Annotated in this window: 12 protein-coding genes; 5 read left to right on the top strand and 7 right to left on the bottom strand. The window is 64.4% G+C overall.

The genetic code is table 11. From position 1 onward, the window contains the following. Positions 1-86: 86 nt before the first annotated feature. Positions 87-2,000, bottom strand: a complete 1,914-nt coding sequence (gene mutL / locus ASN89_RS15290) for a DNA mismatch repair endonuclease MutL (RefSeq protein ID WP_058049857.1) — start codon at positions 1,998-2,000, stop codon at positions 87-89. 69 nt (positions 2,001-2,069) lie between these two features. Then, positions 2,070-3,008 (bottom strand): peptidylprolyl isomerase, encoded by a 939-nt coding sequence (locus ASN89_RS15285; RefSeq protein WP_046686185.1) that lies wholly within the window; start codon positions 3,006-3,008, stop codon positions 2,070-2,072. A 248-nt stretch (positions 3,009-3,256) separates the two neighbouring features. Between ASN89_RS15285 and ASN89_RS15280 the strand changes: the two genes are divergently transcribed. Together ASN89_RS15280 and ASN89_RS15275 are read left to right on the top strand one after the other, a co-directional pair. Continuing rightward, positions 3,257-3,907 (top strand): VTT domain-containing protein, encoded by a 651-nt coding sequence (locus ASN89_RS15280; RefSeq protein ID WP_046686184.1) that lies wholly within the window; start codon positions 3,257-3,259, stop codon positions 3,905-3,907. A gap of 157 nt (positions 3,908-4,064) precedes the next feature. After that, positions 4,065-5,096, top strand: a complete 1,032-nt coding sequence (locus ASN89_RS15275) for a carbonic anhydrase (RefSeq protein WP_058049856.1) — start codon at positions 4,065-4,067, stop codon at positions 5,094-5,096. Here ASN89_RS15275 and ASN89_RS15270 read toward each other — a convergent pair. From ASN89_RS15270 to tsaE, 3 genes are read right to left on the bottom strand one after another with little or no spacing between them, the layout of a single operon-like run. Further along, positions 5,093-5,929, bottom strand: coding sequence for a D-hexose-6-phosphate mutarotase (locus tag ASN89_RS15270; protein ID WP_058049855.1), 837 nt, complete (start codon positions 5,927-5,929; stop codon positions 5,093-5,095). The two genes, ASN89_RS15275 and ASN89_RS15270, sit on opposite strands and share 4 nt — an antisense overlap. Before the next feature lie 14 nt (positions 5,930-5,943). Further along, positions 5,944-7,341 (bottom strand): N-acetylmuramoyl-L-alanine amidase, encoded by a 1,398-nt coding sequence (locus ASN89_RS15265; RefSeq protein WP_058049854.1) that lies wholly within the window; start codon positions 7,339-7,341, stop codon positions 5,944-5,946. Beyond that, a complete protein-coding gene (tsaE, locus tag ASN89_RS15260) occupies positions 7,305-7,793 on the bottom strand; it encodes a tRNA (adenosine(37)-N6)-threonylcarbamoyltransferase complex ATPase subunit type 1 TsaE (protein ID WP_058049853.1) in 489 nt (162 codons plus the stop codon). The genes ASN89_RS15265 and tsaE overlap by 37 nt, the downstream gene beginning before the upstream one ends. Before the next feature lie 78 nt (positions 7,794-7,871). Here tsaE and queG point away from each other — a divergent pair, with 78 nt between their 5' ends. Then, on the top strand, positions 7,872-8,963 hold the full coding sequence (gene queG, locus ASN89_RS15255) for a tRNA epoxyqueuosine(34) reductase QueG (RefSeq protein WP_058049852.1): 1,092 nt from the start codon (positions 7,872-7,874) through the stop codon (positions 8,961-8,963). Between the two features lie 7 nt (positions 8,964-8,970). Here the strand turns inward: queG and ASN89_RS15250 are convergent, their stop codons facing one another. After that, on the bottom strand, positions 8,971-9,348 hold the full coding sequence (locus tag ASN89_RS15250) for a DUF3052 family protein (RefSeq protein ID WP_082654592.1): 378 nt from the start codon (positions 9,346-9,348) through the stop codon (positions 8,971-8,973). Between the two features lie 218 nt (positions 9,349-9,566). On the opposite strand from ASN89_RS15250, the gene ASN89_RS15245 reads away from it, so the two are divergent. Both ASN89_RS15245 and ASN89_RS15240 read left to right on the top strand, forming a co-directional pair. Further along, positions 9,567-10,115, top strand: a complete 549-nt coding sequence (locus ASN89_RS15245; protein WP_046686178.1) for a PadR family transcriptional regulator — start codon at positions 9,567-9,569, stop codon at positions 10,113-10,115. Between the two features lie 22 nt (positions 10,116-10,137). Next, on the top strand, positions 10,138-10,965 hold the full coding sequence (locus tag ASN89_RS15240; protein WP_058049849.1) for a siderophore-interacting protein: 828 nt from the start codon (positions 10,138-10,140) through the stop codon (positions 10,963-10,965). Positions 10,966-11,089: 124 nt separating this feature from the next. On the opposite strand, the gene ASN89_RS15235 is transcribed toward ASN89_RS15240, so the two are convergent. Beyond that, on the bottom strand, positions 11,090-11,674 hold the full coding sequence (locus ASN89_RS15235) for a response regulator transcription factor (protein WP_035821983.1): 585 nt from the start codon (positions 11,672-11,674) through the stop codon (positions 11,090-11,092). Positions 11,675-11,720 lie beyond the last annotated feature (46 nt).

Raw genomic sequence — 11,720 nt, 5'->3', positions numbered from 1 at the left:
CGGATTAGCGCAAGCGTAATCCGACGTGATGCCGCCGCTGCAGTGTCGGATTACGCTGCGCTAATCCGACCTACTGTCTCTATTGTCTACTGGCCGCGCAGGAATAATTTGTCGAGCGCATTGATCTCGACCTGCACCCACGTGGGCCGGCCATGGTTGCACTGGTCGGCGCGTTCCGTGCTTTCCATCTGGCGCAGCAGGGCGTTCATTTCCTGTACCGATAAAATCCGGTTGGCGCGCACGGCCGTGTGGCAGGCCAGGGTGCCCAGCAATTCGTTCTGGCGCTCGATCAGCACGCGCGAGCCGCCGTATTCGCGCACGTCGCGCAGCACGTCGCGCGCCAGGGTTTGCGCGTCCGCGTTCTTCAGCAAGGTCGGCACGCTGCGCACGGCCAGGGTGGTGGGCGACAGGGCGGCGATGTCGAAGCCCAGCGCTTTCAATGTGTCCTGGTTTTCATTCGCCGTCGACACTTCGATGGCGTCCGCATAGAAAGTGACGGGGATCAGCAAGGATTGCACCTGCATGTCCTGGCCCGACACTTGCGCCTGCAGCGCGTTTTTCAGCTGCTCGTACAGGATGCGCTCGTGCGCCGCATGCATGTCGACCAGCACCAGGCCCTTGGTATTTTGCGCCAGGATGTAGATGCCATGCAGCTGGGCCAGGGCAAAGCCCAGCGGATACTCTTCGCGCGCCATCGCTTCGGGCGAGGCGATGTACGGTTCCACCTGCGTGATCGGCGAGTTGGCGACACCTGTGCCGCCGCCGAACAGGGCGCCGTAGGCCGCCGTGTCCTGGGCCACGCCTGGCGCGTCGGCAAAGAAGGGAAGGTTCGCGCCGGGCGAGGCGGGGGCAAAGGTATTTGTAAACTGCGTGCCGAACGAGGTCTGCGTCTGCTCGCGGCGCCAGATGCCGGGGCCACCCAAACCTGCGCCAGCGGTATCGCCGCCCAGGGTGGAAGCGGCCGGCAAAGGTGCCGGTACGCTGCCGAAGGCCGTGGCCGACGTCTGCGCCAGTGCGCGCTGCACGGCGTGGAAGACGAACTGGTGCACGGAACGGCTGTCGCGGAAGCGCACTTCGATCTTCGACGGGTGCACGTTGACGTCGACCAGGGCCGGGTCGAGGTCGAGCGCCAGCACGTACGACGGGAAACGGTCGCCGTGCAGCACGTCCTGGTAGGCCATGCGCACGGCGTGCACGAGCAGCTTGTCGCGCACGAAGCGTCCGTTGACATAAAAGAACTGGCCATCGGCGCGCGCCTTGGACGCCGTCGGCAAGCCGGCAAAGCCGTGGATGCGCAGGCTGCCGGCCGACTCGTCCAGTGCCAGTCGCGCTTCGGCGAAGTCGTTGCCCAGGATGTGGGCGCTGCGCTTGGCCAGTTCGCTGATATTCCACTGGTCGATGGTACGGCCGTTGTGCGACAGCGAGAACGACACGTCCGGCCGCGCCAGCGCGATGCGGCGCACGACTTCGGCGCAGTGGCCGTATTCCGTCTGCTCCGATTTGAGGAATTTGCGCCGCGCGGGCGTGTTGAAATACAGGTCTTGCACGTCGACCGTGGTGCCGTGCGCGCCCGACGATGGCGAGACGCTGCCATTGTGCGAGCCGACGATTTCCCACGCATGGGCTGCGTCGGCCGTGCGCGAGGTCACGGTAACGGCGGCCACCGAGGCGATCGAGGCCAGCGCCTCGCCACGAAAGCCCAGGGTGCCCACGTTTTCCAGGTCGTGCAGGGAAGCGATTTTTGACGTGGCGTGGCGCGCCAGGGCCAGCGGCAGCTGATCCTTGTCGATGCCGCGCCCGTTGTCGGTGATCGCGATGCGTTTCACGCCCCCTTCTTCCAGCCGCACCGTGATCTGCGTGGCGCCCGAGTCGAGCGCGTTTTCCAGCAGCTCCTTGACGACGGCGGACGGCCGCTCGACCACCTCGCCGGCGGCGATTTGCGAAATCAACTGGTCAGGCAAGGCCTGGATCGGGCGGTGGGGCGTAATGGGAGCGTTCATGCGGTAATTATACCGGGGTCAGACCCGTCGGGTCTGACCCCAGCCCTTGCTCTTGGGCTAAAAGTTGGCCTACTTCCCCACCTCCCGCACCGGTATCGGCGCATTGCACAGGTCGATATGGCCTGCCGTGACCTTGCTCCACGGGCCGCCGCGGTGGCGCTGGGCTTCCAGCACGGCCTGGTAAGCGGCGCTGTCGGTGCGCATCACTTCCAGGTTGCTGCGCTGCTCGGGTGGCACGCTGGCGGCCAGGCGGATGGCCTTGATCGGCACGTTTTTCTCGGGGCTGTCATAAAAGCCCATGGGCGCCGTACCCCGTGGCAGGGTGGACAGCAATGGCATGCCGGAGACGACCCTGCCGACGACGGTGATGTCGCGGTCCAGGTGGCGCGGCGACTGGCCGATGACGGCGTACAGCTCCGTGCCGCCGCCGCTGTCGCTGGCGCTGTCGCGGCCCACGCCGACGGTGGCATAGCAATGCGTGAGCCAGGCCGTGCCCGTTTTAGGGTCGCGCGCGGACGGGAAGCCGTTTGAATGGCCTACTTGCGGCGCATAGCCATCGACGTCCGGCAGGCGAGTGAAGCTCTTGATGTTTTTCAGCGGTACCGTGAATTCGCCGGGCAGGGTGCGCTGGGCATGCTGGATCGGCTTGGGATTTTTCTCGTTCGGATCGCCCCACTGCGCCACCCAGTTGTCCTGCGCGCGCGTGATGGCCAGGCCGTCGTAATACTGTTCCGCCACCAGGGCCTTGATGTTGGCCACGTGTTTCGGCGCGAAGTCGGGCGCCAGTTCGATCACCACGCGGCCGGCGGGAATGTCGAGGTACAGAGTGTTGTCCGGGTCCAGCGGACGCCAGTCGGACGGCTTCGAGGCCTTGATCACGTCGGCCAAGGTTGCCTTGGCGGGCAGTTCGGCGGGCGCCTTGATCTGGACGGGTGCCGCGTGGGCAGCCAGCTGTGCAAGCCCCAGTACGGTGGCCATGGTCAGGCCGCTCAGTGGGTGTCGATACATGTTTTCTCCTGGTCGACGCGGGTTGCGCCGTGCAGAAAGTGTATACCGGAATGGCAATATTTCGTTGGAAAAACATTGCAGATGGCGATCCTGACAGTTGCCTGCCGATATGGCTTTTCCTTAACCTTTACTTAAATTGCCACACGCGCAAGGGCGCCGCAGAATTAATCCAGAAATATCGGCCCGGGGACTGCCGTTGCGCGGGCCGGGTGGTGTATGATTCCGCCGCTACCTTTAGGGAAAAATATATGGATTTTGTGCAATTCCTCGACATGATCGTGCATGTCGACAAGACGTTGGGTATCTTGATCGAGCAGTACGGCACCCTCGTGTATGCGGTGCTGTTTGCCATTATTTTTTGCGAGACAGGCCTCGTGGTGCTGTTTTTCTTCCCTGGAGATACCTTGCTGTTTATCGCCGGCGCGTTTTGCGCGACGGGACAGATGCACCTGGGCTTGCTGATCTTCCTGCTCGTCACGGCGGCCGTCACGGGCAACACGCTCAATTACTGGATAGGCGAGGCCATCGGGCAGAGGGTGTTTACCCACGATTACCGCTGGATCAACAAGGACGCCATGCGCCGCACGCATGAATTTTTTGAAAAGCACGGCGGCAAGACCATCATCCTGGCCCGTTTCGTGCCGGTGGTGCGCACCTTCGCCCCGTTCGTGGCCGGCATTTCCGACATGACGCATGCGCGCTTCCAGATGTACAACATCACGGGCGCCCTGTTGTGGGTGGTCGGTCTGGTGACGGCGGGTTACTTCTTCGGCAATATCCCATGGATTCGCGACCACCTGACCTTGATCGTGCTGATCGGTGTCGGCGCCGCTGTCGTGCCGGTGGTACTGGGCGGCATGTGGAAACTCTACAAGCGCATGGTCGGCAAGTCGGCGTAATTGCTGCAAAGATCCAGGGCAAGCATGCTGCGGCACCGTCCGCAGCTGGCCCTGGATCCCGTTTTCTCTTCGGCACTTCTGTTTTGCTCCTGCCCTGATTCAAGTTTTGTTGCTTTCCAGCCGTAAACCAGAGGGTATTCTTACTTTCTGGATTTCCATGCGACATTTGAGCGCCCTGTTAGCTTGCAGCCTTGCCGTGATGACGGCCATGGCAAGCGCCAAAGATGCCCCCGCCCCGGCGAGCGCCACCGCATCCGCGCCCATGTCGGCGTCGGCGCGCGCGGCCGCCATGAAAACCCTGACCGAATCGGTGAAGGGCAAGGAGGCCAAGGCGCCTGTCGTCGTCGCGCCCACGGCGCGCGAAAAGGAAGAAGCGGCCGAAGTCGACCTGTCCGAACGCATCGCCGCGCGACTGGCGGAAATGCGCGCCACCCAGGCGGCCCGCGCCGCCGCCCGCGCCAAGCGCGCCGCCGTGGTGAAGGCCGCGCCGCCGCCGCCACCGCCCGTGGCGCGCGGCACGCACTGGTCGTACGAGGGAGACAGCGGCCCGGCCAACTGGAGCAAGATCAATGTCGACTGGGCCAAGTGCGGCAATGGCAGCCGCCAGTCGCCGATCGATATCCGCGACGGCATGAAGGTGGAACTTGAACAGATCAGCTTTGACTACCACCCGTCGTCATTCAACGTGGTCGACAATGGCCACACGGTGCAGGTGGGCGTGAGCGGCGGCAATTACATCACGGTGCAGAACCGCATGTTCGAGCTGCAGCAATTCCATTTCCACCGCCCGTCCGAAGAGCGCATCAATGGCAAGGCGTTCGAGATGGTGGTGCACCTGGTGCACCGCGACGCTGAAGGCCGGCAAGCCGTGCTGGCGCTGCTGCTGGAGCGGGGCGCGCCGCAAGCGACCATCCAGACCGTGTGGAACAACCTGCCGCTGGAAAAATTCGAGACCATGCAGCCGACCATCCTGCTCGACCCGGCCGAGATGCTGCCGGCGCGGCGCGATTACTACACGTATATGGGGTCGATGACGGAGCCGCCTTGCAGCGAAGGCGTGCTGTGGATGGTGATGAAGCAGCCGGTGCAGGCGTCGCCGGCGCAGATGGCGCTGTTCAGCCGCCTGTATCCCCTGAATGCGCGCCCGATTCAGCCGGGAAATGGCCGCATCATCAAGGAATCGAATTAAATAAACTCAAGGCGCTGGCGGCCCGTCCATTCGGCGCCGGCGGCCAGGGTATCGGGCTGGATCAGGGCCGGCTCGATGCAGATGAAGCGCGGCTGCTCGTCGTCGGCCAGGTCGGGCAGGGCGGCCGCGTCTTGCGCGCCCGGGTTCCACACGACGGCGTCCGTAAAGCCCTGCTGCTCCAGGCGCAGGGTATGGCTGCCAGATTGCAGGGTCAAGGGACCGGGCAGCTGGTAGTAGATGCGGTCCAGCTTGTCCGCGAACTGCAGCACTTCTTCCGCCTGCAAGGCGTCTTGCGGCGTCTCGTCCGAGTAGCGCACGCGCTGCAAGCCGCCAACGCGCGCTTCGCTCAATTGATCAATCGCAAAATAACTGTGCAGGGCGGCCGAGAATGGAAACGCCTGCTCGCCCGTGTTGTGCACGGACAGGTTCAGTTCCAGCGCCTGCGCCTTGACGGCCACGCGCAGGCGCAAGGTGAAAGCCCAGGCCCAGGTGGCGGCGATTGCTTCCGGCAAGTCAGCCTGGGTCAGGACAAATTGCGCCCATGCGGCGCCATCGGCCTCGCCGCTCGATTCCAGCTGCCACGTCGCCACGCGCGCAAAGCCGTGGCGCATGCCCGTGCCGCGCGCGCCGAACTGGGGAAAGATCACGGGTACGCCGCCACGGATGGCGCGGCTGCCGTCGAGGGCGGAATCGCGGCTGCAGAACAGGCGCTCCTGGCCATCGCTGGTCTGCCACGAGACCAGGTGGCCGCCGTACAGGGTGACGGTCGCTTGCGCGCCATCGGCGGCGCGGATGGTCACGGCCGGCAGCTGGCCAAAGGTACTCTCGCTCATGCTAAGCTTTCATGTCAGGTCAGGCGGCTTTTCGCCAGCGGCGGATTCTTGGCAAAATAATTCTTGATGCCCGTGACGATGGCGTCGGCCATCTGGTCCTGGTAGCCGTTGTCGGTCAGCTTGGCTTCTTCTTCCGGATTCGAGATGAACGCCGTCTCGATCAGGATGGAAGGGATGTCCGGCGCCTTGAGCACGGCGAAGCCGGCCTGTTCGACGGAACCCTTGTGCAGGCGGTTGATGCCGCCGATTTCACGCAGTACGGCCTTGCCCAGCTTCATGCTGTCATTGATCTGCGCCGTCGTCGACAGGTCGAGCAGCACGCTGGCCAGCTGCTTGTCGTGGTTCTTCACGTTCACGCCGCCGATCAGATCGGCCTGGTTTTCCTTGTTGGCCAGCCAGCGCGCGGCCGTCGAGGTGGCGCCCTTTTCGGACAGCACGAAGACGGACGAGCCGCGCGCCGTCGGCTGGATGAAGGCGTCGGCGTGGATCGAGACGAACAGGTCGGCCTGCACCTTGCGCGCCTTTTCCACGCGCATGCCCAGCGGGACGAAGAAATCGGCGTCGCGCGTGAGCATGACGCGCATATTCGGCTGCAGTTCCAGCTTGGTCTTGAGGCGCTTGGCGATGGCCAGCACCACGTCTTTTTCGCGGCTGCCCCGGCTGCCCATGGCGCCCGGGTCTTCGCCGCCGTGGCCGGGATCGAGGGCGATGGTAATCATGCGCACCACTTTTTGGCCCGGCAGGGGACGCGCTTCGGGGCGCTGTTCCGGGCGCACGTCGGGCACGGGCGGCACGACCGGTGTTGCCGGTGTGACGGCGGCCACGGGCGGCTTGCCGCTCTCGGGCAGCGGCAGCGCGGGCGGCGGCGTATGCGTGTCGGCCATCGGCGGCTTGGCCGGGTCGCTCGACCAGTCGCCTTTTTCGATCATCTGCGCGATCAGGTCCGGCTCGCGCACGGGATACAGGTCGAAGATCAGACGGTGGTTGTAGGAGCCGGCCGGCGGCAGGGTAAACAGCTGCGGCGTGACTTCCTCTTTCAGGTCGAACACCAGGCGCACGACGTTGGGCCGGTTCTGGCCCACGCGCACCTGCTTGATGTACGGGTCGTTCGACTGGATCTTCGCCACCAGGCCCTTCAGGGTGGGGTTGAGTTCCAGCCCTTCGATGTCGACCACCAGGCGTTCCGGGTCCTTGACGATGAAGTGGGTCGCCTTGAGGATGCTGTCGTTTTCCAGGGTGACGCGCGTGTAGTCCTCGGCCGGCCAGACGCGCACGGCGAGAATTTGCGCCGCCATCGCCGACATGGGCGCGAACACGGACAACAGCAGGGTGCCGCCGGCCTTGAGGACCGTGCGCCGGGTGATGGGCGAGGAGATCAAAGGTTCGGGGCGAATTTGAGACGGTGAAGGCATGACAGACCCAATTCAGAAGACGCTTGCAATTCTACATCACGTCCTGTACCCGCAACGTTCAAATAAATATTCAGGTCGGCTGGCGGCAGCACCGGTTCGGCTTTCTCCGGCCATTCGACGATGCAGATATTGCGGCCGTCGAAGTCTTCGCGAAAGCCCGCGTCGAGAAATTCCTCGGCGCTGCCCATGCGGTACAGGTCGAAATGGATGACGTTGACGCTCCGGCCGTCGAGTTGCACCGTGTACGGTTCGGACAGGGTGTAGGTGGGGCTTTTCACGTGGCCCGCATGGCCGGCCGCGTGCAGCAGGGCGCGCGTGAGGGCCGTCTTGCCGGCGCCCAGGTCGCCGTGCAGGTAGATCGCCAGGCCCGGCGCCAGCGCGCGCGCCAGCGCGGCGCCCAGCGCGGCGGTGCCGGCTTCGTCGTGGAGATGGGCTTTGAAGTGTTCGGTCATTATCTTCGGTATCGCATAAAATGGAGGCTGCTCTCATTGTAACCGCCCGCGCGCCTGCCGTTTTCCGTAAAGTCCCCTATGTCCGCCACCGTCACCGATCTCGCCGTCCTGGCGCGCACCATCAAGGAATGGGGGCGCGAGCTGGGTTTTGCCGAGGTGCGCATCGCCGACGTCGACCTGTCGCACATGGAAGCGCCCTTGCAAGCCTGGCTAGCTGCAGGGTATCACGGCGAAATGGATTACATGGCCAGCCACGGCATGAAGCGCGCGCGCCCGGCCGAACTGGTGCCGGGCACGGTGCGCGCCATCAGCGCGCGCATGAATTATCTGCCGCCGGCGCTGGGACCGGACTGGCGCGAACGCGAGGCGGCGCGCGACGCCGATCCCGAGGCGGCCGTGATTTCCGTGTATGCGCGGGGCCGCGATTATCACAAGGTGATGCGTTCGCGCCTGCAGCAGCTGGCCGAGCGCATCAAGGGCGAGATCGGCGACTTCGGCTACCGCGTCTTCAGCGATTCGGCGCCCGTGATGGAAGTCGAGCTGGCGCAAAAGGGGGGATTGGGCTGGCGCGGCAAGCATACCTTGCTGATCAACCGCCAGGGCGGTTCCTTCTTTTTCCTTGGCGAGATCCTCATCGACGTGCCGTTGCCCGTCGATCCGCCGGAAACGCCGCGCTGCGGCCAGTGCTCGGCGTGCATCACGGTGTGCCCGACGCAAGCCATCCTCGGGCCGTACCAGCTCGACGCGCGCCGCTGCATTTCCTACCTGACGATCGAATTGAAGGGCGCCATTCCCGTCGAGATGCGTCCTTTGATCGGCAACAAGGTGTACGGCTGTGACGATTGCCAGACCGTCTGCCCGTGGAACAAGTTCGCCCAGCGCGCCGTCGTGCCCGACTTCGACGAGCGCCACAGCCTGGGCAGCGCCGGCATGGTGGAGCTGTTCGCCTGGACGGAAGAGGAATTCAACCGCCGCATGGAAGGCAGCGCGATTCGCCGCATCGGCCACGAACGCTGGCTGCGCAACCTGGCCGTCGGCATGGGCAATGCGGCCGCCAAGGCCAAGGGCCAGGCCGACATCGTCGCGGCCCTGCTGTCGCGCCGCGAGCACCCGTCGGCCATCGTGCGCGAACACGTCGAATGGGCGCTGGCCTTGCACGGCGTCGTCTAGACTTCGGTTACACCTGTTTCAGGCGCAGCGCCGACCAGTCCGCGTCGATGGCGACCATCGCCACGCTGTCGAGCCCTGATTGCTGCGCATACAAGCGAATATCGTCGCGGTGGATATCGCTGCCTGCCTTGATTCCGCCCTTGCGGTACGCTACCCACAGTGCGCCACCGGGCGCCAGGCGCGCCTGCGCCGCTGGCAGGAATTGCTCCAGTTCCGCGCGGCTGCGCGCGAACAGCAGTATCCAGTCGGCATTTTCACCTTCCCGTACTACCCGCTCGGCCGGTAACTGCGCCAGCAATTGCCCATGCTCGCCGCCGTCATTGAGCACGGCCAGGGTCGTGGCATTTTTCACATACATTTTTTCAGCAACGGTTTTTTCAGGCATGGCATCGGCGTGTGGAGTGGGAAAAGACGAGCATAACAAATTTCTCCTTGACTTATCGATATATCGTTATAAAATGCCGATACCTACTAACGATATATCTTTAAAGAGAAAACATGAGAAACTCACACCACGCAGAACACGGCCACGGCGGCCATCATCATCACGGCCATTGCGGCCAGCATCACCACCATCATGGCGAACATCGCCAGGAATACGCCATGCATGGCCGCGGCCCGCGCGGCTTCGACGAGCGCGGTGACGGCATGGGCGGTGGTCCTGGCGGGCGCGGTGGACGCGGCGAACGGGCCGAGCGCGTCTTCGGCCGCGGCGACCTGCCGCTGATCGTGCTGGCGCTGATCGAAATCAGCCCCCGTCACGGCTATGAAATCATCAAGGCCATCGAAGAGCGTTGCGGCGGCGCCTACGCCCCCAGCCCGGGCGCCGTGTATCCGACCCTGACCCTGCTGGAGGAGCAGGATCACGTCACGTCTTCCGAAAGCGCCAGCGGCAAGAAGCTCTACACGATCACGGACCTGGGCCGCGCCTACCTGGACGAGAACCGCGCCCAGGTGGATGGCATCCTGGCCCGCCTCGACATGTTTGCCCGCGTCCAGGCGCGCAAGGCCTTGCCCGAGCGCGTGCACCAGGCCATGCATACCCTCAAGCATGCGCTGTTGCTGAACAAGACCAATTGGAGCGAGGCGGAAGCCGAGCGCGTCTCCGCCGTGCTGGAACAGGCGGCGAACGCCATCGTCGACGGCCACTGAGCCCACTTTACAAGGACAAGCAATGACTACTGTAACAACTACAGCGCCACGCCCGCACGCCATCGAGCGCGTGCGGCATGACTTGAAACTGCGCGTGCTCACCGTCGTGCGCACCGAACAGCTAACGCCGCACATGCGCCGCATCACCCTGGCGGGCGACGACCTGGACGGCTTTGTCTCGCCGGCGCACGACGACCATGTGAAACTGTTCTTCCCCGCCCCGGGGCAGACAGCGCCCGTGTTTCCCGTGCTGGGCAATGGGCCGAATCCCATCCAGTATGCCGAGGGCGCGCGCCCCATCGCCCGCAATTACACGCCGCGCCGCTACGACGCCGCGCGGCGCGAGCTGGAAATCGACTTCGTGCTGCATGGCGACGGCCCCGCTGCCAGCTGGGCGGCGCAAGCCGCGCCCGGCCAGACCCTGGGCGTGGGCGGCCCGCGCGGCTCAATGCTGGTGCCGCTTGATTTCGACTGGTATGTGCTGGTGGGCGACCAGACGGCCTTGCCGGCCATCGCCCGCCGCCTGGAGCAGTTGCCGGCCACGGCGCGCGCCATTGCCGTGATCGAGATCGTCGAAGACGGTGAACAGATCGCGCTCGATTGCGCGGCCCGGCTGGACGTGCGCTGGGTGGCGCGCAATGGCCGCAAGGGGCCGCTGCTATTGGAAGCGTTGGCGCAAGTGGCCTTGCCGCAGGATGGCGACGGCTACGTGTGGGTGGCGTGCGAGCATGCGCAGGTGCAGGGCTTGCGCGGGCACTTTATTGACGCCGGGGTGCCGAAGCAGCATCTGCATGTGGCCAGCTACTGGAAGCATGGCGTGGAAGAGCATCATGAACACCATGATGAGTGATGGTGGTGGTGTCGGCTTACGCGCGTTGCGCTAAGCCGACCTACGCCGACCTACGCCGGCCTATATTGCAACGTAGGTTGGATTAGCGGCGCGCCAGCGCTGCGTAATCCAACAATCAGCGTCATTACTTCAACAATCCCGCCAGTTCCACCGCCGTCTTGACCTGCATCTTGTCGAAGATATGCGCGCGGTGGACTTCCACGGTGCGCATGCTGATGCCCAGCTTGTCGGCCACCACCTTGTTCATCTTGCCCGCCAAAATCAGGTCCAGCACTTCGCGTTCGCGTGTCGACAGGGTGGCCAGGCGCGCGTGCACGGCGGCCAGCTCGCCCGCCTGGCGCGAGTTGGCCAGGCCCTGCTGCACGCGGTCCATCAGGTCGTTGTCGTTGAACGGCTTTTCAAAGAAATCGAAGGCGCCCCGTTTCAGGCTGTCGACGGCCATCGGCACGTCGCCGTGGCCGGTGAGGAAGATCACGGGCAGGCGCGCCGTCAGGTCGCGCTTGACCAGCTGGTCGAACATGGCGATGCCGTTCATGTCGGGCATGCGCACGTCGAGCAGCACGCAGTCGCCGGCCGCGTCGAAGCTGCCATCGAGGCTATCGAGAAATTGCTGGGCGCTGGCGTAGTTGCGCGATTCGATGCTGCGCGAGGCGGCCAGCCAGGACAGGGAGTCGCGTACGACCTCTTCGTCGTCGATGATGTGTAGCATGGTGTCTCCGGCTTGTCGTTATGCGTTATTGGTTACTGATTACTGG

The sequence above is a fragment of the Janthinobacterium sp. Ant5-2-1 genome, from assembly GCF_001445815.1.
Lineage (GTDB): Bacteria > Pseudomonadota > Gammaproteobacteria > Burkholderiales > Burkholderiaceae_D > Janthinobacterium > Janthinobacterium lividum_E.
Note: the sequence above shows the minus strand (reverse complement) of the source record. Positions and strands in the feature narration are given on the sequence as shown.

Excerpts from the sequence above, each read along its gene's own strand:
- mutL (WP_058049857.1), bottom strand. The coding sequence starts at position 2,000 with ATGAACGCTCCCATTACGCCCCACCGCCCGATCCAGGCCTTGCCTGAC.
- ASN89_RS15285 (WP_046686185.1), bottom strand. The coding sequence starts at position 3,008 with ATGTATCGACACCCACTGAGCGGCCTGACCATGGCCACCGTACTGGGG.
- ASN89_RS15280 (WP_046686184.1), top strand. The coding sequence starts at position 3,257 with ATGGATTTTGTGCAATTCCTCGACATGATCGTGCATGTCGACAAGACG.
- ASN89_RS15275 (WP_058049856.1), top strand. The coding sequence starts at position 4,065 with ATGCGACATTTGAGCGCCCTGTTAGCTTGCAGCCTTGCCGTGATGACG.
- ASN89_RS15270 (WP_058049855.1), bottom strand. The coding sequence starts at position 5,929 with ATGAGCGAGAGTACCTTTGGCCAGCTGCCGGCCGTGACCATCCGCGCC.
- ASN89_RS15265 (WP_058049854.1), bottom strand. The coding sequence starts at position 7,341 with ATGCCTTCACCGTCTCAAATTCGCCCCGAACCTTTGATCTCCTCGCCC.
- tsaE (WP_058049853.1), bottom strand. The coding sequence starts at position 7,793 with ATGACCGAACACTTCAAAGCCCATCTCCACGACGAAGCCGGCACCGCC.
- queG (WP_058049852.1), top strand. The coding sequence starts at position 7,872 with ATGTCCGCCACCGTCACCGATCTCGCCGTCCTGGCGCGCACCATCAAG.
- ASN89_RS15250 (WP_082654592.1), bottom strand. The coding sequence starts at position 9,348 with ATGCCTGAAAAAACCGTTGCTGAAAAAATGTATGTGAAAAATGCCACG.
- ASN89_RS15245 (WP_046686178.1), top strand. The coding sequence starts at position 9,567 with ATGCATGGCCGCGGCCCGCGCGGCTTCGACGAGCGCGGTGACGGCATG.
- ASN89_RS15240 (WP_058049849.1), top strand. The coding sequence starts at position 10,138 with ATGACTACTGTAACAACTACAGCGCCACGCCCGCACGCCATCGAGCGC.
- ASN89_RS15235 (WP_035821983.1), bottom strand. The coding sequence starts at position 11,674 with ATGCTACACATCATCGACGACGAAGAGGTCGTACGCGACTCCCTGTCC.